Origin of the sequence: Klebsiella sp. BIGb0138 (assembly GCF_004342285.1) — a bacterium.
Classification (GTDB): domain Bacteria; phylum Pseudomonadota; class Gammaproteobacteria; order Enterobacterales; family Enterobacteriaceae; genus Klebsiella.
Map to the genome: position 1 here is coordinate 80,012 of NZ_SMCV01000009.1, position 21,680 is coordinate 101,691.

The following is a 21,680-nucleotide window of genomic DNA, read 5'->3' on the forward strand; positions in this document are numbered from 1 at the left end:
ATGCGTTGGTTCGTTTCTCTCCTGTTATGCGTGGCGGCGACCGCCGGTGCCGCCGGTGGCACCGCCGTGAGTCAGACGCAGACTTTTACCGATGATTTAGGTCGGGTGGTGCAGGTGCCGCTGCACCCGCAGCGCATCGTGTCGATGCACGACCTCGACATCACGATTCCCCTGATTGAACTCGGCGTGCCGCCGGTAGCCAGCCACGGACGCACCCGTCCGGACGGGAGCCACTATCTGCGCTCCAGCGCCCAGCTGACCGGCATCGATTTTGATAACAGCGCCATCCAGTTTATCGGCACCGCCGACATCGATCTGGAGGCGGTGGCGGTGGCGAAACCGGATCTGATCATCACCGAACCGAGTCGCCATGTTTCCGTGGAACAACTGGAGAAGATTGCTCCGACGGTCAGCATCGATCATTTACAGGGCAGCGCGCCGCGTATTTACCGCAAGCTGGCGCAGCTCACCGGCAGCGAAGCGCGGCTGGCGATTCTTGAACGGCGCTATCAGGAGCAGATTAAGCAGCTGAAAGCGATGGTGGATACCGCGAATATCACCGTGTCGGTCATTCAGGCCAACAACGGCAAGGTCACCGTTCACCACTCCTACCATGCGCTGGGCCGGGTGTTGCGCGACGCCGGATTCCGCTTCCCACCGCTGATTGACAAGATCCCCGATGGCCAGCGCATTGACGTCAGCGGCGAGCAGCTCCCGGAGCTGGACGCCGATTTCGTCTTCGCCACCTGGCGCTCGGATACCGGCGGCAAGCCGCAGGAGGAGCTGCAGGCGATGGAAGGGGTGATGCCTGGCTGGTGTGACTTTATGCGCGCCTGTCGCACCGGGCGCTATATTCTGCTGCCGCGCGAAGAAGCGATCTCGAATTCTTTCGCCGCGCTGAGCCTGATGGTGGCGCAGGTGCAGTCGCATATTGCCGGGCGTCCGCTGCCGGCGGGGCTGCAATGAAGACGGCGGTGAAAAAAGAGCGCGGGCGGGTCGATCTGTTCGGCGAGCGCTTTCGCGCCCGTGCGCACCAGCTTTCGCCGCGCCTGCTGGCGGTGGTCAGCTATATCAACGACAACCGCGAGGTGGTGCTGGAGCGGACGGCGATGGAGATCGCCGCCGCCACCCAGACCTCGGACGCCACGGTAGTGCGGGCGATTCAGGCGCTGGGGTTCGCCGGGCTGCGCGAGCTGAAGCAGACCATGGAGCGCTGGTTTGGCCCCTCGATTACCTCATCGGAAAAAATGCTCTCGACGGTCAATGCGCTCTCCTGCGATGTCAATTCGAGCATTGATTTTGTGCTGGAGGGCCATCAGCGCGCCTGCGAGGTGCTGTCGCGCCCGGCTAACCGCGCCGCCGTCTCCCAGGCGGTGGCGCTGCTCAGCGAGGCGCGCCAGGTGGCGATTTTCGGCATCGGCGCGTCGGGCATTCTCGCGGAGTACACCGCCAGACTGTTCAGCCGTATCGGTTTACCTTCCTACGTGATGAACCGCACCGGATTCAGCCTGGCCGAACAGCTGATCGCCCTGCAGCGCGGCGATGTGCTGATTATGATGGGGCAAAAATCGCCGCATCGCGAGGGGATGACCGCCCTGCGCGAAGCCCGCCGGCTGGGGATCCCGACGATTTTACTCACCCAGGCGGTGGATTCGCGTTTTAGCCAGGAGGCGCAGGTGGTGATCGACGTACCGCGCGGCGGCGATAATGGCCGGGTGCCGCTACACGGCACGGTGCTGGTGTGTCTCGAAATGCTGGTGCTTTCGGTGGCTACCACCACCCCGCAAAGAACCATGAAATCGATGAAACGCATCAACGAGCTGCATAAAGCTATCGGTAAATCCGGCGGCAAGCGCGGCTAATAATACGATAATTCACTACCGCGAAGGTTTCCGGTTGCATGCACTGCTGATGATGTGTATTTTTATGCAAAATATATGCATAAAAAGAGGTTGTCATGGTTAAGAACTGGATCAAAGCGTGTTGCCTGATGGCGGCACTGGTGGGGAGCGCCCAGGCGGCGCAGGAAACCTACGTTGTCGGCGCGGGGGGCACCTATCGCCCGTTCGAGTATGAAAACAACCAGAAGCAGCTGGAAGGCTTTGATATCGACATCATCAAAGCGATCGCGAAAGCGGAAAACTTTAATATCAAGCTGGTGAATACCCCGTGGGAGGGGATCTTCGCCACCCTCGGTACTGGCGATCGCGACATCATCATCTCCGGTATCACCATTACCGATAAGCGTAAGCAGATGGTGGATTTCTCCGCGCCTTATTTCCCGGCCGAGCAGTCTATCGTCGTACCGGCCGACTCACAGGTCACCTCGCTGGCGGCGCTGAAAAACGAGAAAGTCGGCGTGGTTAACTCCAGCACCGGCGATATCGTGGTCTCGGAAGAGCTGGGTAAAAACAGCACCGCGATTAAGCGTTTTGACAATACGCCGCTGATGCTGCAGGAGCTGTTTGAAGACGGCGTCAGCGCGGCGGTGGGCGATGTCGGGGTGGTGAAGTACTACATCAAGCAGCATCCGGAAAAGCAGTTCAAGCTGGTGCCGGACGCCAGGTTTGAACGCCAGTATTTCGGCATCGCGGTAGCGAAAGGCAACGACGCGCTGCGGGCGAAGATCGACGCCGGTCTGCAGAAGATCGTCGCTGACGGCACCTACGCCAGCATCTACAAAACCTGGTTTGACGAGAACGTGCCGACGCTGCCTGCACAATAATGTATCTTTTGGTTTTCACTACGGCTATCGACGAGTGCGATAGCCGTATTTTTTAGGGAAGGGTTATGACGGGATTCCGTTGGGAGATCATCGAGGAGTACGGCCCGCTGTTTATGGACGGCGCCTTGATGACCATTAAATGTACCATTATCTGCGTGATCCTCGGCACCCTGTGGGGCCTGACTCTCGGGCTTGGGCGGATGGCGAAAGCTGAACACGGGCCGTGGAAATTTGTCCTGCGCTACCTGGTGCAGTTTCCGGTTCGCGTATACGTCAGCGCCTTTCGCGGTACGCCGCTGTTCGTGCAGATCATGGTGGTGCACTTCGCGCTGGTGCCGCTGTTTATCAACCCGCGCGACGGTCTGCTGGTCACCGGCGGGCTGATGAGCGCCGATTTTGCCCGTGAGCTGCGTTCGAACTACGGGGCGTTTCTCTCCTGTATCGTGGCGATTACCCTCAATGCCGGGGCCTACGTGTCGGAAATTTTCCGCGCCGGGATCCAGTCTATCGATAAAGGGCAGATGGAAGCGTCGCGCGCGCTGGGGATGCCGTGGTGGAAAACCATGCGCCAGGTGATTCTGCCGCAGGCTTTTCGCCGTATTCTGCCGCCGTTGGGCAATAACGCCATCGCCATCGTGAAGGACTCCTCGCTGGCCTCGGCGATTGGTCTCGCCGACCTGGCCTATGCCGCGCGTACCGTTTCCGGCGCCTACGCCACCTACTGGGAACCCTACCTGACTATCTCGCTGGTCTACTGGGTGATTACGTTCCTGCTGGCGCAGCTGGTTAACCGTCTGGAAAAGAGGTTTGGCAAAAGTGATTCACATTAATAATCTGCACAAACGCTTCGGCGATAGCCACGTCCTGCGCGGCATCAGCTGTGATATTAAACCGCAGGAAGTGGTGTGCATTATCGGGCCATCCGGTTCCGGGAAAAGCACCTTCCTGCGCTGTATGAACGCCCTCGAAACCGTTAGTGAAGGCATCGTGGAGGTTAACGGTTTTGCCGCCCACGATCGCGGCACCGATCTGAATAAGCTGCGGGAAAGCGTGGGGATGGTCTTCCAGCGCTTTAACCTGTTCCCGCACATGACGGTGCTGGAAAACCTGATCATGGCGCCGATGAACCTGCTTGGCATGAACCGTCAGCAGGCGGTGCCGCTGGCGGAGGCGCTGCTGGCGAAAGTCGGGCTCAGCGATAAGCGTGACGCCTGGCCCTCAAGCCTGTCCGGCGGCCAGCAGCAGCGGGTGGCGATAGCCCGCGCCCTGGCGATGAAACCGTCCATTATGCTGTTTGATGAGCCAACCTCCGCGCTGGATCCCGAGCTGGTGGGCGATGTGCTGGCGGTGATGAAAAATCTCGCCAGCGAAGGGATGACGATGGTGATCGTGACCCATGAAATGGGCTTTGCCCGTGAAGTCGCCGATCGGGTTATCTTTATCGACCAGGGCGTCATTCAGGAAGAGGGGAAACCAGAGCAGATCTTTACCGCCCCGAGCAACCCTCGTACGGCGGCATTTCTTAGTAAAGTCTTATAACGACGCCACGCGCCATCAGGGGGGCAACCCCTGATGGCGCTATTATTCCGTTACACCGTTTCCGCTTGCGCATTCTCGCCATCGCTGTCCTGCCGGGCGTTCGCCAGCAGGGCCTTTTCCGTCTTCCCCAGCCACTGAATCAGCAGGAACACCACACCGCAGGCTAACAGCGCGATCAGCAATCCATCATAGCCCGATACGCTAATCAGCAGGCTGCTGACGACCGGCCCGGCAACGCTGCCCGCCGACCAGAAAAAACCGAGCAGCGCATTAATCATAATCAGCTTCTGCCCGTTGAAGGTTTTCCCGGTGCGCACCAGCGAGAGTGTATACAGCGCCCCCGCCGCCGCTCCGAGAATAAGGCAACCGACAATCAGTTGGAGGTGCGATCCCAGCAGGAAAGGCAGGGCCAGCAGGGAGAGGCAGAAAACGATCGCGCAGCCGAGATGCATCCGGCGGATGCCGAACGTGTCGGCAACCCAGCCCAGCGGCGCCTGGAACAGGGCGTCGCCGGTCAATACGAGAGTGACCAGCAGCACCGCCATCGCTTCGTTCAGCCCTTTATCCATACCGTACAGCGGCAGCAGCGCCAGAATGCTGGCGTCAAAGAAGGCGAAGCAGAATACCCCGGAGGCCAGCACCGGTAAAAAGGCGCCGAGGCTACGCCAGCTGGCGCGTTCGGCCAGATGCTCGCGGCTGCCGGTCGGCAGATGGCGCAGCATCAGCAGACACAGCGCGGTCAGGCCAGCGACGGCCAGCAGTACCCAGGGCTGATATTCCGCGCCGGCAGAAATCAATAGCGGCCCGGCCAGCTGGCAGCCGGTAAAGGCCGAAGCATAAATCCCGGTCAGGGTGGCGCGGTTTTTCCCCGCCGCGCCGCCGGTTATCCAGCTCTCGCCGAGGACGATGATCACCCCTGAGGCGATCCCGGTCAAAAAACGCGGCAGCAACAGCTGCAGCAGATCGACCGTCAGGCATGAGGCGATAGTGGCGAGCGCCAGCAGGAGCAGGTTGAAAATCAGCAGGGCGCCCATTTCAAAACGCCGACACAGGGCAGGGGAAAGGAATGACGAGAGCATCATTCCGGCCGGCGGCAGGGCGGCCAGCAGGCCGACGTAGACGGTGTCTATCTGCTGCTGCGCCAGCTCAAGGCTGATTAACGGCACCGTATAACCGGTGATAAAGCCCACCAGCGACGCGGCCATGATCATCGCCAGGGTGGGGGCCAGGCGATTGTGGTCTGGGTTAAACATTTTATTCCCGATAACGGAAGTCAACAGGTGGATAATCCGGCAGATTGCCGATAGCCCTGCATATTAATTAATCGTATGCCGTCTGTCACCGCTGAAATGACTACTAATATTGATATTCGTGCGCGGGCCGGCGGCGAAACGCTGCGCTCAGGCGTTGGGCGAGTGTTGTCAGCGCGCTGGCGAAAGGATATAACCAATAGGGCATTCCGCCGTCGGCGGGGGAGGCCTGTATAAACGGTATCCCAATCCAATACTCATTCAGCGTTGATGCTGTGCAGGAAAGGAGTAAGACATGGCAGTATCGCCTTCATCGATCGCCGAGGCCATCCGCTGGCGACGTGATTTTCACGCCTCCCCGGAGCTGGGCTATCAGGAACAGGAAACCTCGCGGCGCGTCGCTGAATTACTGACATCATTTGGTCTGCAGGTACATACCGGCCTCGCGGGGACCGGCGTGGTCGCCACGCTGGAGAACGGCCCGGGACCGGTTATCGGCCTGCGGGCCGATATGGATGCGCTGCCGATTACCGAACTGGGCGACGTCAGCTACAAATCACGAAACCCGGGCGTGATGCACGCCTGTGGGCACGACGGTCATACCGCGATGCTGCTGGCGACGGCCGCGCATCTGGCGCAGAGCCGCCGTTTTCGCGGTACGGTGCATTTTGTTTTCCAGCCGGCGGAAGAGAATCTCGGCGGCGCGCGCAAAATGGTGGAAGAGGGCCTGTTCGATCTGTTCCCGATGGACGCCATCTACGCGTTGCATAACTGGCCCGGGCTGCCGCTGGGGCACGTGGCGATCAACGACGGGGCGATGATGGCCTCCCTTGACGCCTTTGAGATAACCCTGACCGGCAAGAGCTGTCACGCGGCGATGCCGGAAAGCGGCGCCGATCCGATTGTCGCCGCCGCGCAGCTGATTATGGCGCTGCAGACCATCCCCTCGCGTCGTCTCTCGCCGCAGGAATCGGCGGTGGTCAGCATTACCCAGATTGCCGGCGGCGAAGCGATTAACGTCCTGCCGGACAAGGTGGTGCTGCGCGGGACCTTCCGTTGCCTGAGCAACCGGGTTCGCGAACGGGTGAAAGGGCTGATTGAGCGCTATGTCAGCACGCAGCCGCAGGTCTCTGATGTGCAGGGGGAGATTTTCTGGTATCCCGGCTATCCGGTGACGAAAAACCATGCGTCGGAGGCGATAAAAGTGCGCGAGGTCGCGATCGCCGCGCTGGGCGAGTCGGCGGTGAGCGGGCAGATCAACCCCTCGATGGCGTCGGAAGATTTTGCCTGCATGCTGGAGGTCTGTCCGGGAGCCTATTTCTGGATTGGCACCGACGGCGAAATCCCGTCAAAACCGCTGCATAACGCCGGATACGATTTTAACGATGACCTGATCGAACATGGCGTGGCCCTGTGGAGCGAGCTGGTGGAAAAGCTGCTGCCGGTTCGTTGAACAGCGGCGCTGCGTGGCAAACGCCGTCGGCAGCGTATCCATGCGGGGGAGAGGCCAACGCCTCTCCCTTGTGGCTTTGTTCAGGCGTTGGCCGCCGCTTTCAGCCGCGCCTTCATATCGCTGTAGGCACGCCAGGCGAACTGTTCGCTCCAGCGCTGATCGGCGATTGGCTCAATCTTCACCGGGCAATATTTGGTTTCCGGCGTTTTTGAGATCGGGTCGAGGTTGTCCTGGGTTAATTCTTTGCAGGCCCCGACCCACCATTGGTAGGTCATATAGACGGCGCCTTGATTGATGCGGTCGCTGATGTCGGCGCGGGTCATCACTTTCCCGCGCCGCGAGCTGACCCACACCAGCAGCCGATCCGCGATCCCCAACCGTGCGGCATCGGCACTGTTAATCTGCACGCGACCGGTTTCAACCCGTCGCGGGTCGCAGACGATGATTTTCGCGCCGTTTTCGCGCGCTTTATCACCCGCCGGACGACGATAGGGGGGAATCTGCGCAGTTGTAGCCAAAGACCAGCAGGCATTTTGAGTGTTGCAGAAGTTATGCCAATAATTAATTTATTGATAAATAACGATATTGTTTTGGTGGTGACCGTCGGTCGTCGTGATGTCGTCACTAATGACGATGATGCCAGGGAACGCCCGGGAAGGGCGTTCCTGCGGGGCTTAGCGCGCGGTATGCTGGAACTGCGTCAGGACTTCTGGCGTTAATCCGGCCGCCAGCGCCGCTTCGCAGATCGCCTGCCAGCTGCCGGCATCCAGCGGGATACCCTGCGCCAGGCGTGCCTGGCGATTGGCCTCTTCCCACTCTCCAGGCACCAGAATCGGCGCATCTGCATCGTGAGGCGACTGCTTACACCAGTCTATAAAGGCCTCGGTCTGGCCCTGCATGTCCGGGGCGTCGAAGGTTTCCGGGTCGAGAATAAGGGTGGTCATACAGTTGAAAATGGCATCGACGCAGGTTTGCAGGCTCTGCTGATGCGTGGTTTTACCGCCAGAGACGGCGCCGCCGAGGATTTCGCACAGCGTCGCCAGGGCGTAGCCTTTATGCTGGGCGAAGGTGAGCAGGGCGCCTAACGGCGAGGTCTGCATTACCGCCGGATCGGTGGTCGGCTCGCCCTGCGCATCAATCAGCGAACCGGCCGGAACGGCTTCCCCTTTGTGCCAGGCGACGCGCGTTTTACCAAAGGCGATGGCGCTGGTGGCGTAGTCAAGTAGCAGCGGCGGCTGGCCGCGACGCGGGAAAATCACGCACAGCGGGTTGGTGCCGAAGCGGCTGTCTTTGCCGCGAAAGGGAGCGACCATCGGATCGCCGACGACGCTGACGAAGTGGATGGAAATGAATCCCGCCGCCGCGCACTGTTCGGCCCAGTAGCCAATGCGCCCGATATGGTGCGCGTTGCGTAGCGCAACGGCCGCCATACCGTGCTGCCTGGCTTTTTCGATGCCGATCTGCATCGCTTCGTGGGCGACCACCTGACCAAAACCGCCGTTGCCGTCGAGGGTCACGACCGCCCCTGCGTCTTTCATGATGCTGGCATGGCGGTTAAGCTGCAGGTGCCCCTGCGCCTGGGAACGGACGTAGGAGGGGATCATCCCCACGCCGTGCGAGTCGTGGCCAGCCAGATTGGCGGCGACCAGGTGATCGGCGACGAGGGAGGCTTCGGTGGGCGAACTACCCAGATGGCAGAACAGCGTTTCGACGAACTGATGCAGATCCGCGGCGGGAAAACGATATCCGGTAGGCACTGATACACTCCTGTTGTTCTCTGATTGTGTTGTTGTTTTGTTAAGTTTGCGCTTCCATGCTGCTCTCCCTGGCGGAGAAGATCAACCTGTTGCCGACCGGAAAGCGCAGCAGAGAAATGAGGGACAGGAAACAGGCTTGAGGCCCGGCGTGCTGTTCGTGGCACTGAGAATCATTATGATAAAAACCAGCTAATAAATGATAAAGAGAAGACCAAAATGAACATCAGTGCTCTGTTTTTAATTATTGTCGCGATTTCGCTGCTGGGATTATCGATCTATTGCTTATTGAGTTATATAAAAGAACGCAAAGCGATGCGCTTTAAATCTTTCCGTCATCGCTAATACCCGGCGATGGCCCGGGCATTCATTTTATTTGTAATGGTTGTCGCGCCAGGCTTTCGGCGTGGAGTGGTATTTTTCACGAAAACTCTTGCTGAATAACGGGTGGCTGACAAAACCGCAGCGCCAGGATACCTGCTCAACCCGCAGCCGGGGATCGGTTTCCAGCAGCTGCCGGGCCGCCTCCAGGCGTATCTCTTTAATCTCCGCCATCACCGAGCTCCCCTGCTGCTGAAAAGCCCGGTCGAGGCTGGATCTTGAGCAGCGCAGCATCCGGCAAAGCAGGTCAGGAGAGAGGTTATGTTGATGATAATTAAGCGCAATAAACGATTTTGCGCTGTTCACAAGATGCGCGAGTTTTCCTGACGAGCGCAGTCCTTTCTCCTGCGCCACATCGGCCAGCACCTGCAGCGCGATATGATGTAAACCATCGACGATCGCCGCGGTTTCCTGTACGGATAAACTTGCCGAATGGGCGTCCAGCAGCAACATATGCGATTTTAAAAATAGCGCTAAAGGGTGATTATCCAGGGAGATGATTGGGCTGGTCAATTGCCCGCTAAATAGCGTTTTGATTTTCGCAGTATGCGGAATGATATACAGCTGTTTGACATCATCACATTGATAATTGTAATAATCATTGCGCTGATGAACGATGAGCTGTCCCGGATTAACCTGGGCGACGGCTGATTTTTTTCTACCGCCGATCAGCTGATGCCCCTGTACCAGCAGAGAAATATAGGTTGAAGACTCAGCCACCTGATGCGGGTCGAAGATTGTCTCGTTTTTAGAACCCATTGCACTACAATAATCGCCGGAAATAGCAGATATGGTTTTATGGTGGGCAATAATCTCTGCCGGACGGCGATTATTTACGACCTCAATGCCATAGCAGCTGAGGTTCTGCGCTATTCGCTGATAGCGCTCTTCCGGCGCAATATCCGCCGCGCTTAACACATGGGGAACGTACAGCGTCGTAGGTCTGGACATGTTTGTCGCTTATCCCGGGGTGACGTTGACAGGCTGGCTCTATTTTATCCGCTCATTATAAGATTAATCTTAAAAAACACCAGCGTCAGGCATAATGCTGGTCACTTAAGGTGGCCAGCCTCGGTTTATGATTTATCGTGGGCTTGCGTAGGTAGGTAACCGCTGGTTTAGGCGAAAGGGCTTCTGGCGCGGGTTCAGGGGAATGTTCCATTTACCATCGGTTTCGCACACTTTTGTTTGTTTGCCGCCAGGCAGGTGAACGGCCCAGGGCCGGTTTCGCCCGGCCCCATGATCCCCCGCATCCGCTGATGTTGCGCCGGTCGCGACTGTGACGAACGGTTTTCGCTACCTATATCGGCTTATTTTACGTTCCGCTAAATATAAAATATCCTCATAATAACGGGAATGTTCTTAGCAACCCTGCGGCTGTTATTTTAAAAAAGGGTTATGTATTTTTTATCTCAGCGACGCGTGGGCTCTCTGCATCAACGGAAATATTATGCAAAACGCAGTGGACAGCCGGATAAAAACGATTGCAAGCTATAGCGCAGGCATTCAACGCGCGACGGGAATAACAGCATATGCGTAAGAGTAAAATTATTGTTTTATCTTTGATGGTTATTTGTGTTTTATGTTTTGCAATTGTTGCTGCTTATTTTTTGCTGCTCAAAGATAATTTTGCTGAACCGGTAAACGAAGAAACCGAAGCCGCGGTTCTCAAGGTCGCCGGGCTGGTGAAAAATGGGCCAGCCGATGCGCAAACCGTGAGAACGCTATATCAGACGCGAATCGCCACTCGCCGGCTGAATCTGGATAGCGGCCAGCTGTTACCGGCCGGAGCATCGGAGGGAGAGCAGAAACGCTGCGTCGATCTCTCCCCGGCCCACGACCCGGCCCAGATCCGGCAGCGCTGTTCGCCGGTCGATATCTACCTGGTTCGTGATAAAAACAATCATATTCAGCAGGTTATTTTACCGGTATACGGTAAAGGCGCTAAATCGATGATGTACGCGCTGGTGGCTCTCGACATCGATGGCCGCACGGTGAACGATTTACTCTATTACCGGCAAAATGAAACGCCGCTGCTGGGCGCCAGAGTGGAGGACCCGCAGTGGCGCAGCCAGTGGGCAGGCAAAAAAATACGCGATCGGCAAGGAAATCCTGCCCTGAAAGTCGTTCAGGATAATCCCGGCCAGCACGATGTGTATACCGTGGATGGCATCAGCGGGGCGACCTTAACCTCAACCGGCGTCGGGAAGAGCATTAATTTCTGGATGGGAGAGCAGGGGTACGGCAATTTCCTGCGCCAGCTGCAGGACAATCCGGCGATATTAACGCAGTAGTCGGCGCTTTATTTTTCTCGCCTCACGACGCCCGCCCGGCGTCGTATTTTTATCGTCTCAACAGGCGACCGAAGGCACAATTTAATCGCCAATAGCGGAGGTAATGGAACAGGCTACTCTTTGCAGCAGTTTACATAAATTGTCACTGTTTGACATTTTCATGATCTGCATCATGTCGCTGCGAGCAAAAATGACAATGATAACTATTATCATTAATCATAATGGGATGGATCATGCCCGGGGCTCGTCATTTTTTGCTGTTAACGCTGTTTAGCCTGCTGTTTAGCGCGTGCGCAATGGCGCAAACCCACTATGCACCCTATATCGAGGATATCGAGCAGCGGCTGGATAACACGTCGCAGCTGTACCAGCAGCAAAAAAACAACGAGGCGCGCCGGGAGGTGCAGGCCGCCTACTTTGAAGTATTTGAGAACCTCGAAGGGCCGATTCGCATCAATTTCTCGGCGCGCAAAAGTTACGAGATGGAAAGCACCTTCGGCGATATCCGGAGGATGATCGCCGACGGCAAACCGCTGGAGGAGGTCCAGGCGCGGATCGACGGGCTCAAAAAAGCGCTGCGTGAAGTTGAACCGGTTCTCGATGGCGGCCATCGGCTGGTGGCGGAAGAGCAGCATACCGCCTTAACCCGCGACGATATCGCCCTGCACTGGCAGAACAGCTTCCGCACCATCGACGATCTGCTGGCGCAGGCGGTGAGCGCCTATCAGGCGGGGGATTTTAGCCACGCCAGTCAGCAGGTACAGCAGGCGCACTATCAGGGGTTTAAAAACTCTGAAATGGAAATGTCGGTACGGCAAAACCGTTCGGCGAAAACGGCGGCGGCGATTAACCAGCAGTTTACCGCCTTGATTGCCCTGACGGCCCAGCCGGATCGGCTGAACGACGTCGCCTACCAGGTCACCGCGCTGCTTCAGGATCTGGAAGATATTTTGCCTGGCCTGCCGACCACCCGCGACGATCAGCCGGTTAGCGCCCCGGCGGCGGAAGGCGCCGCGGCGGTTGCCGATACCGCGCCGCGTGCCGATTGGGCCAGCGTGGCGACCGGCATTAACCACAGCGTCGATGCCGCGCTGGCGCGTTACCAGCGCGGGGAAGCCGGGGAGGCGATTCTGGATATTCAGGATACCTACTTCGACCGCTTCGAAGCCACCGGCATGGAGAACAAAATAGGCTCCCGCGATGCCACCTTCAAAACCCGCCTTGAGGCCCACTTCACCCGCATGGTCAGTCTGATGAAAGCCGGCCAGCCGCAGGAAGCGCTGGCGACCGAGGCGGCGGCACTGCGCGCGGATCTGCAGCAGGCGGTGACGATGCTGGGTGAGGGGGAGGAGACGCAGTGGAGCCTGCTGCTCTACAGCCTGCTGATCATCGTCCGCGAAGGGCTGGAAGCGCTGCTGATTGTGGCGGCCATCGTGGCGTACCTGGTGAAAAATGACCATCACGACAAACTGCCGTTGATTCGCCAGTCGGTCATCGTGGCGCTGATTGCCAGCGTGGCGACGGCGGTTATCTTCCAGCTGCTGTTTACCAACTCCGGCGCCAGCCGGGAGCTGCTGGAAGGGATCACCATGCTGATCGCCGTGGTGATGCTGTTCTTTATGAGCTACTGGCTGCTGTCGAAAGTCGAGGCCCGCCACTGGAAGGCCTGGCTGGAGGGCAAGCTCAGTCATTCGCTTTCCCGCGGCTCGCTGGTCGGACTGTGGCTGACCAGCTTCCTTGCCGTCTATCGCGAGGGGGCCGAAACGGTGCTGTTTTACTACGCCCTGATCGGCGATGCGCAGGGGCTGCCCGGTCATCTGGCCATTGGCGCCGGGTTCGCCATTGGCTGCGTGGTGTTATTGGTCGCCTGGCTGATCATGCGCTACTCGGTGGTCCGTCTGCCGCTTAAACCGTTCTTCATGTTCACTGGCGGCTTCATGTACCTGATGGCATTCGTTTTTGCCGGTAAAGGCGTGCTGGAGCTGGTGGAGGGCAAGCTGTTCCAGCCGACATTGATCGGCGGGGTCCCGGAAATCAGCTGGCTGGGAATTTACCCCTATCTGGAAACCCTGGCGCCGCAGGTGATGTTACTGATTGCGGCGCTGGTCGCGCTGTGGGTCATGCGACGCCGCAGTCGGCTATCCGGCGAGAGTATAAAAAATAATGACTAACCATTTAAGACGAGAGGATTTGTCAGATGACCATTAAGAAGACCTTGATTATCAGTGCCACGGTGGCCGGAATTTTTGCCGCTCCTGCGGCGCTGGCGTTTAAAGAGTATCCGGCCGGCGAGCCGGTCACCATGAATGAAATGGAGCTCGCCGCCGTCTATCTCCAGCCGATCGATATGGAGCCGCGCGGGATGGGGCTGCCGGCAGCGAAATCGGATATCCATCTGGAAGCCGATATTCATGCGGTGGAAGGGGGCAAAAATGGCTTTGGTGCGGGCGAATGGATCCCCTACCTGACCATCTCCTACACCCTGGTCAATAGCGACACCGGCGAAAAACAGGAAGGGACCTTTATGCCGATGGTCGCCAGCGACGGCCCGCACTATGGCGCCAATATCAAAATGATGGGGGTCGGCAACTATAAAGTGACCTACCACATTGAACCGCCGTCAAAAGCCGGGATGCACCGTCATACCGATAGCGAAACCGGCGTCGGCCGCTGGTGGAAACCGTTTGATGTCAGCTATGAGTTCAAGTACGTCGGCCTGAACTAAGCGTCCGTCACGCAGGAGGGGCACGGACTCTCCTGCGCTGTATTGCTGTCTGCGGATTGAAGTCATCCGCCGTACCGGGTCGAAGTCATGAGTTATTTTTTCGTCACCACGCTACAGGTCTTTTTCTGCATCGCGCTGCTCTCGTCGGCGCTTTGGGGGCGCGGTGCGCCTCCGGCGGTGCGCCCCCTGGTCTGGACGCTGCTCGCGGCGCTGGCCGCCGGGCTGCTGGCCGGACTGTTTATTCGCGGCAGCCAGACGCTACAGCTGCTGCTGGTCGGCGGAGAAATTCTGCTTTCGCTGCTGTTTATTCTCAGCTTCTGGTGGGCCGGGCCACGCCTGCGCTACCTCTGGCAGGGGATCCTCGTGTTTGGCGCCGCACGCCACTGGGCGCTGGATCCCAATCTCGGGGGCCTGACCTCCACCCACGTGCTGAATACCGATCTGCTGTTGAATCTGACCGCGATGGTGCTGGCCTTTGCGTTCCTGTGCCTTGCCGCGGCGCTCTGCGCCATGCTGCTGCGTCGGATGCGCTGGTTGTACTGGCCGCTGACGATATTGCTGGCGATCCTGCTGTGGCTACCGCTGTCCGGCACGCTACTGCTGCTGCTGATGAAGCTGCAGATCGTCCCGCTGCTGAAGCCGCTGCTCAGTTTTGTCGCCAAAGTGACCAACAACGCGGCGCTGTATAACTGGCTGGCCGTCGCGGTGCTCCTGCTGCTGAGCCTGTGCTGGCTCCCGGCGATCCGCCGTTATAGCCTGGCGGTGAAGGGGGCTGACCAACCGATTGCCCGCCGGCTTGCGCGGGCCGAACGCCGTGGCGCCGTGCGCCTCGGGTTAACCACCGCCTGCTGCGCGCTGGCGATCCTCGGCGGTCAGCTGTGGTGGGATCTGGTGGCCTCGCAGCCGCCGAGGCTGTCGCAAGCGCAGCCGGTGACCCAGGCCGCCGATGGCCGGGTGCATATTCCCGTCGCCCAGATTCGCGATGGCAAGCTGCATCGTTTTGTCTGGGTGGCGGATGATGGTAAAGCGGTACGCTTTTTTGTCATTAACCGCTACCCCGACAAATTACGCTTCGGCGTGGTGTTCGACGCCTGCCTGCTGTGCGGCGATCAGGGCTATGTCATGGAGGGAAACCAGGTGATCTGCGTTGCCTGCGGAGTGCATATTTTTATCCCCTCCATTGGCAAAGCCGGCGGCTGTAATCCGGTGCCGATTGATGGCTGGCGCAACGATGAAACCGAGCTGACGATACCCGCTGCGGCGCTTGCCGTGGGAGCCAACTATTTCTCTACCGTATTGACCATCAAGGTCACCGACCCGGTGGATGGTTCGACCCTGACCAACACCGCGGCGGAGTATAAATACAGCTACGGCGGCAAAACCTGGTTCTTCGCCTCCGAAGCGAACTATGACCGTTTCCGTAGTACCCCCGCCGCGTTTGCCCCCGGCGCCGTGGAGGAGGAGTAGCGATGCTGTGGCGAATGATCTACCAGTCGTGGGGACGCAATCTGCGCCGCAAATCGCTGGCGGTGTTAACCGTGTTTCTGGCCACCAGTCTGATCTCGGCGCTGCTGGCGGTGTCTATCGACATCGGCGACAAAATGTCCCGCGAGCTGAAATCCTACGGCGCCAATATCCTGATTGAGCCGGCGGGGCAGGCCGCGCTTCCCGCTTTATTCAGCGAGCAGAGCAACCCTCTGGCCAGCGACGACTTCCTCGATGAGGGCGAACTGCCCAACATCAAAGATATCTTCTGGCGCAACAATATTGTCGGTTTTGCCCCGATGCTTAGCGGAGAAGTGAAGGTGGATGGGCATGATATTCGGGTGCTGGGCACCTTCTTTGAGCAGCCGGTCACGATACCTGATGAGGAGGGCTATGCGACCGGGCAGCGCACGGTCAGCCCGTTCTGGCAGGTCACCGGCCGCTGGCCGCAGGAGCCGCCGGGGGCAGAGGCTCAGACGCTCGTCGGACATGCCCTGGCGCGTCATTACGGCTGGCAGCCCGGCGATCGCCTCCGCTTACAGGTGGGCGACACGGCGGTGAACGTCACGGTCAGCGGCATTTTATCCAGCGGCGGCGATGAGGATACCCAGCTGGTGATGCCGCTTGGCGTGGTGCAGCAGCTGCTGGGTTTAGCGGGAAAAATTCAGGCGATTCGCGTGTCGGCGTTGACCGTCCCGGAAAACGAGCTGTCGCGGCGAGCGCGCGAAAACCTCGAGGCGCTGAATGCCGAAGAGTATGACCTGTGGTACTGCACGGCGTACGTGTCATCCATTGCCCACCAGCTGGAGGAGGCGATCTCCGGCGCCGAGGTGCGCCCGGTCTGGCAGGTTGCGGCATCGGAAGGGGTGGTGATCGATAAAATCCAGCTGCTGATGGCGGTGGTCACCCTCGCCGCGCTGGCCGCGGCGGCAATGGGCATCGCCTCGTTGATGACCAGCACCATTATGGAACGCGCCCGGGAGATCGGCCTGATGAAGGCGCTGGGCGCGCGGCAGTGGCAAATTCTGCTGCTGTTTTATCTGGAGGCGGCGTTGGGCGGCCTGCTCGGCGGGGCGTTGGGCTGCGTTGCCGGCTGGGGGCTGGCGAAGATCATCGGTCTGATGCTGTTTGCCACGCCGCTTAATTTTGCCTGGATCGTGGTGCCCTGCGTACTGGTAATTGCGGTGCTGATTGCGCTTGTGGGCACCTGGTTCCCGGCGCGACGCATTGCCCGGCTTTACCCTGTGGAGGTGCTGTATGGCCGCTAAGCGCGACATGCTGTGGTTACTGGTCTGGCGGGCGCTGCGCCTGCGCTTACAGCGGGTGAGCGTGGTCTTTGCCGCGCTGGCGGTCGGCGCCACCATCGTGACCGCGCTCTCCGCGGTGTGGTTCGACATCAACAGCAAAATGAGCGAGGAGCTGCGGACCTTCGGCGCCAATTTTTATATCGGGCCGGCCCACGGCACCCGGATGCCGCAGCCGGAGCTGCAGACCATTCTCGACGCCGCGCCGCAGGGGCTGATTCATGGCGCCAGCCCCTGGCTGTACGGCACGGCGCGCACCGAACTGGAAAAAGTGGTGATGGTCGGCGTGTGGTTTGAGTCGTTGCAAAAGCTGGTGCCGTACTGGCAGGTCAGCGGCGACTGGATCGGCGTCAGCTTTGACGATCGCAACGCCATGATCGGCGTGAAGCTGGCCCAGCGGCTGGCGCTGAAGGTCGGCGATAGCGTAACCCTGGTCGATCATCAACGGCGTAAAAAGCTGCTGGTGAAGGGGATCGTCGAGGCCGGCGACGCCACCGATAATATGCTGATTGTCAGCCTCGATGTCGCACAGGATTGGCTGCAAAAGCCTGGCATCATCAGCCACGGCCTGCTGAGCGTCAGCAACGATCTCGGCCAGGTGGAGCGCTATGCCGGCCAGCTGCAGCAGCGCTATCCCGACCTCGAGATCCGTCCGGTGCGTAAGGTCTCGGCAACCGAAGGCCAGGTGCTGGAGAAAATCAAAGGGCTGATGGGGCTGGTATCGCTGGTGATCCTCGCCCTGTCGTCGCTGTGCGTGAACACCACCCTGATGGCGATTGTCGGCGAACGCGCCCGCGAATTTGCCTTGCAAAAAGCGCTGGGCGCCGGCAACGGCGACATTATCCGCCAGATGCTGCTGGAAACCAGCATCATCACCCTGGCGGCGGTGGTCTGCGGCTGGATCCTCGGCTATCTGCTGGCCCAGCTTCTCGGCCTGACCGTTTTCAACGCCACCATTGCGCTGCGCCTGCCGGTGCTGCCGATTACCCTGGCGCTGTCTTTACTGGTTGCCCTGCTGGCGGCCATTGTTCCGGTGCGCCGCGCGGTCAGCGTCGAACCGGCGAAAGTGTTGAAAGGAGAATAACGCCATGACCGTCACGCCTTTGCGTCAGATGGCGATTGAAACCCGTCATTTATATAAACGATTCGGCGAGGTGACCGCGCTGGAGGACATCAATCTGCGCATTGCCCGCGGGGAGTTTGTCGCCATTATGGGGGCCTCCGGCTCCGGGAAAACGACGCTGATGAATATCCTGACCTGTCTGGATACCGTCAGCGAAGGGCAGGTTATCCTCGACGGGACCGACGCCGCGGCGCTGGATGAGGAAGGGCGCCGCCGTTTCCGGGCGCAGAAGATTGGCCTGGTCTTTCAGCAGTTCCACCTGATCCCCTTTCTGACGGCGCTGGAAAATATCATGCTGGCGCAGCACTACCACAGCGTGGTTGATGAAGCCGCCGCCAAAGCGGTTCTGGCGCAGGTGGGGCTTGAGCATCGCATGACCCATCTCCCCAGCCAGCTATCCGGCGGGGAGCAGCAGCGGGTCTGCATTGCCCGGGCGCTGGTCAATGAGCCGCCGGTTATTTTTGCCGATGAACCCACCGGCAACCTGGATGAAGAGAACGAGCAGCGGGTGCTGGATCTGCTTACCGACTTACATCGCCAGGGGCGTACCATTGTGATGGTGACCCACAACCCGGCGCTGGGGAAATTCGCCGATCGGATCGTGCGCCTCCAGCATGGCAAATACCTTGGCGAGGAGCTGAACACCCATGCGCATGCCTGACGTTATGATGCTATTGCTGCTGGTACTGCTCCTGCCCGGCGGTTGTAAAGAAGAGAAGCTGGCGCGCGGGGAAACGGCGCCCGCGCTGGCGGCCTTCGATTTGCAGGGCCAACCTGCCGGTCTTGAACGCTGGCAGGGGAAGGCGATCTATCTGAATTTCTGGTCCGCAGGCTGCGGCGGCTGTCTGGCGGAGATGGACACCCTGCAGGCGTTAAGCCAGCGCTGGCCGGATAAACTGGTGGTGGTCGGCGTCAATACCGATCCGGAACAGGTGGATATCGCGCCGCTGCTGGCCAAACACGGCATCAGCTATCCGGTCCTGCGCGATCAGCTTAACATGACCCAGGAGCGTTATCAGGTGATTGGCACGCCGACCTCGGTACTGATCGATGCGCGTGGACGGGTGCTGGATCTGCATCAGGGATGGCGAAAACCCGCGGAGCTGCAGGCGGTATTCACCCGGCTGGCGCAGCAATGAGCGGCTCTCCCGGAGGTGGGCCCGGGAGTCGCCGCCGTCAGTTTCAGTCCAGTACCGAAGGGTCGTCATCGACGATCAGCTGCTTCATTTCGGCAAAATGCTGGCGGGAAAAGTCGGCGATTTTCTCCCAGTCCTGAGCGGTTTTTTCCGCTACCTCATCTGACAATATCTGCAAAGGCCGGCCGGTTGACCACGCGGTCACCAGGATTTGGCAGGCCCGTTCGAGGGTCCAGATATCGTCAAACGCCTCGCCGATGGAGGCCCCCGTCACCAGCACGCCGTGGTTGCCCATCAGCAGACGACGTTTATCGGCCAGCAGCCCGGCCAACCGCGCCCCTTCGGCGGTGGTATCCGCCATGCCGCCATACAGCGTATCCACGGCGACGCGGTTGAAATAGCGCGCGGTATTCTGGTCGACGGGCAGGATCTGCGGGTTCTCCAGACAGGCGACGCTGGTGGTATAAACCGGGTGCAGATGCAGCACCACGCGCGCCTCCGGCAGCCGCTGGTGAATCTGTCCATGAATCGCCCATGCCGTGGCGTCCACATCTTCGCGCTGCGCGGTCGTTTCATCATCGGCATCCAGCAGCAGCAGGTCGCTGGCGCGGATCCGCGAAAAGTGTTTCCACTTCGGGTTCAGGAGAAATTTTTTGCCGTCCGTCGACAGGGCGGCGCTGAAGTGGTTCGCCACCGCCTCATGCATGCCGAGATGCGCAATGATGCGAAACGTCGCCGCGAGATCGATCCGCGTCTGTTCTTCATAAGAGTAGGCCATCGCGTTAGTCCACTTTTGGCATCAGGGTGTGAAGGTCTTCTTCCGTCGGCGGCTGGAAGTGATATTTTTTCAGCAGCGCGGCATACTCCGGCGTGGCGCTGAATTTCTTCAGGCCCTCCTCCAGCGCGCTCTTCACTTCGCTGTTGCCCTTTTTGACGCCAAAGCCGTTGAGGACCGGGTAGATCAAGGTATCAGACGAGATAACCACCCGGTCGCCCAGTTTCTCAATCACTCCGCGCGCCACCGCGGCATCGGTGATTTGTGCCTCCACCGCCCGCGACAGCAGCGCCTGGGTGGTTTGCGGGTCGGTGCTGTATTCGCTTAGCGCAATCGGCGGCAGACCTTTTTTCACGCAGTATTCCGCGGAAAGCTTTTGCAACTGCGCCAGCCAGGAGGTGGCGCCCATTGAGCCGATTTTGTGCCCGCAAAACTCTTCCGGGGTCTTCGGCTGATAGCTCGCGCCTTTGAGCGCCAGAATCGACTCGCCGCTCTTCAGGTACGGCACCATATCGATCACCTTCAGGCGCTCGGCGGTGATGTACATCGAAGAATTGGTGATATCAAACCGGCCGCCCTGCAGGCCGGGGATCAGGTTGGGAAACCGGGTATCGATATTGACCGACTCGCGGCCGAGGGTTTTGGCCAGCCCGGCGAGAAACTCAACGTCAAACCCGGCCGGTTTATTGTTCTCCATATATTCATACGGATAAAAGGTCATATCCGAGCCGGCGGTGATTTTCCCCGGCTGCTGGAACGCGAGGGCGCTGAATGAGGTCAGTGCGCCAGCGGCGCACAGAAGCAGAGCATTAAATCGTGTCATAAAAACCTCCAAAGGGTGCAATTACATGCTGGCTGGATCGCGGCCGGCCTGTTGAACGAAGAATGAGGCGCCGCGCGGTTTCTGCGGCAAACGTAACTGATGAGCGGCGCTGCGGACCAGGCCGCTCTCGACGCCGGCGACAAGCTGCCCGGCGTGGACGCTGGGCAACGGGTTTTCGCCGAACGGCAGGGCGTCTTCCGCGGCATAGACGCTGATAAATAAGGTACGCGGCAGGTCGGTTTCATTCGGGCTGGAGGCGTGGAGCAGGCGGGTATGCATAAAGCACACCGAGCCTGAGGGGCCAAAGCAGGCGGTGGGCTGCTGACAGTGCGTTGCGACCACCTCATCGGCGACCGACCCGCTAAAGCGCTCCTCCTGCCAGTGGGACCACAGCGGCCCTTTATGACTTCCCGGCACCACGGTGAGCGGGCCGTTTTCCGGCGTGACCTCGCTGACCATCAGCAGGGCGGTGATGATGTCGTCATTGCTGTGCGGCGTGAACAGAAAGTCCTGATGCCATTTCACCTGGGTGGCCGTGTGCGGCAGCTTGGAGTTGATTTTACTGTGATGAAAACGGGTCCCGCTGCCGCCGATAAGCTGGGCGGCAATCGTCGCCATGCGCGATGTCAGCGCGGCATGATGGTAGGCGGCGGAGATCTCCGTCGGCGAGCTTACCCGGCGCAGAGAAGGGTGGTCGGCGCGGTGGTCGCCTTCGAGGTCAAAGCGCGGACGGCCGTCCAGGGTCTCGCCCCAGACCTCGGTATGGCGGCGACTCTCCTCTACCCAGGCATCAAAATCCTGCTGCAGGGCGTTCACCTCTGCAGAGGTAAGTACCTCCTCGACCACCAGAAAACCTTGTTGCTGAAACTGTTCGATTTGCCACGGCGCGATCATAATTTTTCCTTTCACAAAT

20 protein-coding genes and 2 pseudogenes are annotated in these 21,680 nt (G+C 59.4%); 15 read left to right on the forward strand and 7 right to left on the reverse strand.

Going from position 1 to position 21,680, the window contains the following annotated elements:
• The 5 genes and pseudogenes from EDF73_RS19350 (at window position 1) to EDF73_RS19370 (ending at window position 4,264) form a co-directional block, all read left to right on the forward strand.
• Window positions 1-966: an iron-siderophore ABC transporter substrate-binding protein gene (locus tag EDF73_RS19350; RefSeq protein WP_132730682.1), complete on the forward strand. Its 966-nt coding sequence runs from the start codon at window positions 1-3 to the stop codon at window positions 964-966.
• Window positions 932-1,862, forward strand: a pseudogene (locus tag EDF73_RS19355) (MurR/RpiR family transcriptional regulator). Before EDF73_RS19350 ends, EDF73_RS19355 begins: the two are co-directional and overlap by 35 nt.
• Before the next feature lie 95 nt (window positions 1,863-1,957).
• Window positions 1,958-2,725, forward strand: a complete 768-nt coding sequence (locus EDF73_RS19360; protein ID WP_132730684.1) for a basic amino acid ABC transporter substrate-binding protein — start codon at window positions 1,958-1,960, stop codon at window positions 2,723-2,725.
• A 65-nt stretch (window positions 2,726-2,790) separates the two neighbouring features.
• Window positions 2,791-3,555 (forward strand): amino acid ABC transporter permease, encoded by a 765-nt coding sequence (locus EDF73_RS19365; RefSeq protein WP_132730685.1) that lies wholly within the window; start codon window positions 2,791-2,793, stop codon window positions 3,553-3,555.
• Window positions 3,542-4,264 (forward strand): amino acid ABC transporter ATP-binding protein, encoded by a 723-nt coding sequence (locus EDF73_RS19370; protein WP_132730826.1) that lies wholly within the window; start codon window positions 3,542-3,544, stop codon window positions 4,262-4,264. Before EDF73_RS19365 ends, EDF73_RS19370 begins: the two co-directional genes overlap by 14 nt.
• A gap of 50 nt (window positions 4,265-4,314) precedes the next feature.
• On the opposite strand, the gene EDF73_RS19375 is transcribed toward EDF73_RS19370, so the two are convergent.
• Window positions 4,315-5,517: an MFS transporter gene (locus EDF73_RS19375; protein ID WP_132730686.1), complete on the reverse strand. Its 1,203-nt coding sequence runs from the start codon at window positions 5,515-5,517 to the stop codon at window positions 4,315-4,317.
• 292 nt (window positions 5,518-5,809) lie between these two features.
• Here EDF73_RS19375 and EDF73_RS19380 point away from each other — a divergent pair, with 292 nt between their 5' ends.
• A complete protein-coding gene (locus EDF73_RS19380) occupies window positions 5,810-6,967 on the forward strand; it encodes a M20 aminoacylase family protein (protein ID WP_132730687.1) in 1,158 nt (385 codons plus the stop codon).
• Between the two features lie 80 nt (window positions 6,968-7,047).
• Here the strand turns inward: EDF73_RS19380 and EDF73_RS19385 are convergent.
• Window positions 7,048-7,380, reverse strand: a pseudogene (locus EDF73_RS19385) (molybdopterin dinucleotide binding domain-containing protein); the annotation flags it as partial.
• A gap of 261 nt (window positions 7,381-7,641) precedes the next feature.
• Window positions 7,642-8,724, reverse strand: coding sequence for a malate/lactate/ureidoglycolate dehydrogenase (locus EDF73_RS19390; protein WP_132730688.1), 1,083 nt, complete (start codon window positions 8,722-8,724; stop codon window positions 7,642-7,644).
• Window positions 8,725-8,946: 222 nt separating this feature from the next.
• Here EDF73_RS19390 and EDF73_RS27470 point away from each other — a divergent pair, with 222 nt between their 5' ends.
• Window positions 8,947-9,066 carry a small membrane protein gene (locus EDF73_RS27470; protein ID WP_165905755.1) on the forward strand — a complete coding sequence of 40 codons (120 nt, stop codon included), beginning with the start codon at window positions 8,947-8,949 and terminating at the stop codon, window positions 9,064-9,066.
• Between the two features lie 27 nt (window positions 9,067-9,093).
• Here EDF73_RS27470 and EDF73_RS19400 read toward each other — a convergent pair whose 3' ends face one another.
• On the reverse strand, window positions 9,094-10,053 hold the full coding sequence (locus EDF73_RS19400) for a helix-turn-helix domain-containing protein (protein ID WP_132730689.1): 960 nt from the start codon (window positions 10,051-10,053) through the stop codon (window positions 9,094-9,096).
• Window positions 10,054-10,634: 581 nt separating this feature from the next.
• Between EDF73_RS19400 and nqrC the strand changes: the two genes are divergently transcribed.
• The 8 genes from nqrC (at window position 10,635) to EDF73_RS19440 (ending at window position 19,172) form a co-directional block, all read left to right on the forward strand.
• Complete coding sequence (gene nqrC / locus EDF73_RS19405) at window positions 10,635-11,396, forward strand: NADH:ubiquinone reductase (Na(+)-transporting) subunit C (RefSeq protein ID WP_132730690.1); 762 nt, start codon at window positions 10,635-10,637, stop codon at window positions 11,394-11,396.
• 233 nt (window positions 11,397-11,629) lie between these two features.
• Window positions 11,630-13,567, forward strand: coding sequence for an FTR1 family protein (locus EDF73_RS19410; protein ID WP_132730691.1), 1,938 nt, complete (start codon window positions 11,630-11,632; stop codon window positions 13,565-13,567).
• 26 nt (window positions 13,568-13,593) lie between these two features.
• Window positions 13,594-14,121, forward strand: coding sequence for an iron transporter (locus EDF73_RS19415; protein WP_132730692.1), 528 nt, complete (start codon window positions 13,594-13,596; stop codon window positions 14,119-14,121).
• Between the two features lie 87 nt (window positions 14,122-14,208).
• Complete coding sequence (locus tag EDF73_RS19420) at window positions 14,209-15,588, forward strand: Fe-S-containing protein (protein ID WP_132730693.1); 1,380 nt, start codon at window positions 14,209-14,211, stop codon at window positions 15,586-15,588.
• Between the two features lie 2 nt (window positions 15,589-15,590).
• Window positions 15,591-16,874, forward strand: coding sequence for an ABC transporter permease (locus EDF73_RS19425; protein WP_132730694.1), 1,284 nt, complete (start codon window positions 15,591-15,593; stop codon window positions 16,872-16,874).
• The gene (locus tag EDF73_RS19430; RefSeq protein ID WP_132730695.1) at window positions 16,864-17,994 is read left to right on the forward strand and encodes an FtsX-like permease family protein; all 1,131 of its coding nucleotides are present in this window, start codon (window positions 16,864-16,866) and stop codon (window positions 17,992-17,994) included. The genes EDF73_RS19425 and EDF73_RS19430 overlap by 11 nt, the downstream gene beginning before the upstream one ends.
• Before the next feature lie 4 nt (window positions 17,995-17,998).
• Window positions 17,999-18,694, forward strand: coding sequence for an ABC transporter ATP-binding protein (locus EDF73_RS19435; protein WP_132730696.1), 696 nt, complete (start codon window positions 17,999-18,001; stop codon window positions 18,692-18,694).
• Window positions 18,681-19,172 (forward strand): TlpA disulfide reductase family protein, encoded by a 492-nt coding sequence (locus tag EDF73_RS19440; protein ID WP_132730697.1) that lies wholly within the window; start codon window positions 18,681-18,683, stop codon window positions 19,170-19,172. Before EDF73_RS19435 ends, EDF73_RS19440 begins: the two co-directional genes overlap by 14 nt.
• Before the next feature lie 43 nt (window positions 19,173-19,215).
• On the opposite strand, the gene EDF73_RS19445 is transcribed toward EDF73_RS19440, so the two are convergent.
• Genes EDF73_RS19445 through EDF73_RS19455 form a run of 3 tightly spaced genes read right to left on the reverse strand, consistent with a single transcriptional unit; the run spans window position 19,216 to window position 21,661 of the window.
• Window positions 19,216-19,947, reverse strand: a complete 732-nt coding sequence (locus tag EDF73_RS19445; protein WP_132730698.1) for a class II aldolase and adducin N-terminal domain-containing protein — start codon at window positions 19,945-19,947, stop codon at window positions 19,216-19,218.
• 4 nt (window positions 19,948-19,951) lie between these two features.
• Window positions 19,952-20,767: an ABC transporter substrate-binding protein gene (locus tag EDF73_RS19450; protein ID WP_132730699.1), complete on the reverse strand. Its 816-nt coding sequence runs from the start codon at window positions 20,765-20,767 to the stop codon at window positions 19,952-19,954.
• Window positions 20,768-20,788: 21 nt separating this feature from the next.
• Window positions 20,789-21,661, reverse strand: a complete 873-nt coding sequence (locus tag EDF73_RS19455; protein WP_132730700.1) for a phytanoyl-CoA dioxygenase family protein — start codon at window positions 21,659-21,661, stop codon at window positions 20,789-20,791.
• Window positions 21,662-21,680: the final 19 nt, after the last annotated feature.

What these genes read in the sequence shown, in the direction of transcription:
- EDF73_RS19380 (WP_132730687.1), top strand. Translation starts at nt 5,810, where the DNA reads ATGGCAGTATCGCCTTCATCGATCGCCGAGGCCATCCGCTGGCGACGT.
- EDF73_RS19435 (WP_132730696.1), top strand. Translation starts at nt 17,999, where the DNA reads ATGACCGTCACGCCTTTGCGTCAGATGGCGATTGAAACCCGTCATTTA.
- EDF73_RS19360 (WP_132730684.1), top strand. Translation starts at nt 1,958, where the DNA reads ATGGTTAAGAACTGGATCAAAGCGTGTTGCCTGATGGCGGCACTGGTG.
- EDF73_RS19415 (WP_132730692.1), top strand. Translation starts at nt 13,594, where the DNA reads ATGACCATTAAGAAGACCTTGATTATCAGTGCCACGGTGGCCGGAATT.
- EDF73_RS19445 (WP_132730698.1), bottom strand. Translation starts at nt 19,947, where the DNA reads ATGGCCTACTCTTATGAAGAACAGACGCGGATCGATCTCGCGGCGACG.
- EDF73_RS19450 (WP_132730699.1), bottom strand. Translation starts at nt 20,767, where the DNA reads ATGACACGATTTAATGCTCTGCTTCTGTGCGCCGCTGGCGCACTGACC.
- EDF73_RS19375 (WP_132730686.1), bottom strand. Translation starts at nt 5,517, where the DNA reads ATGTTTAACCCAGACCACAATCGCCTGGCCCCCACCCTGGCGATGATC.
- EDF73_RS19440 (WP_132730697.1), top strand. Translation starts at nt 18,681, where the DNA reads ATGCGCATGCCTGACGTTATGATGCTATTGCTGCTGGTACTGCTCCTG.
- EDF73_RS19420 (WP_132730693.1), top strand. Translation starts at nt 14,209, where the DNA reads ATGAGTTATTTTTTCGTCACCACGCTACAGGTCTTTTTCTGCATCGCG.
- EDF73_RS19400 (WP_132730689.1), bottom strand. Translation starts at nt 10,053, where the DNA reads ATGTCCAGACCTACGACGCTGTACGTTCCCCATGTGTTAAGCGCGGCG.
- nqrC (WP_132730690.1), top strand. Translation starts at nt 10,635, where the DNA reads ATGCGTAAGAGTAAAATTATTGTTTTATCTTTGATGGTTATTTGTGTT.
- EDF73_RS19410 (WP_132730691.1), top strand. Translation starts at nt 11,630, where the DNA reads ATGCCCGGGGCTCGTCATTTTTTGCTGTTAACGCTGTTTAGCCTGCTG.
- EDF73_RS19350 (WP_132730682.1), top strand. Translation starts at nt 1, where the DNA reads ATGCGTTGGTTCGTTTCTCTCCTGTTATGCGTGGCGGCGACCGCCGGT.
- EDF73_RS19455 (WP_132730700.1), bottom strand. Translation starts at nt 21,661, where the DNA reads ATGATCGCGCCGTGGCAAATCGAACAGTTTCAGCAACAAGGTTTTCTG.
- EDF73_RS19365 (WP_132730685.1), top strand. Translation starts at nt 2,791, where the DNA reads ATGACGGGATTCCGTTGGGAGATCATCGAGGAGTACGGCCCGCTGTTT.
- EDF73_RS19425 (WP_132730694.1), top strand. Translation starts at nt 15,591, where the DNA reads ATGCTGTGGCGAATGATCTACCAGTCGTGGGGACGCAATCTGCGCCGC.
- EDF73_RS19430 (WP_132730695.1), top strand. Translation starts at nt 16,864, where the DNA reads ATGGCCGCTAAGCGCGACATGCTGTGGTTACTGGTCTGGCGGGCGCTG.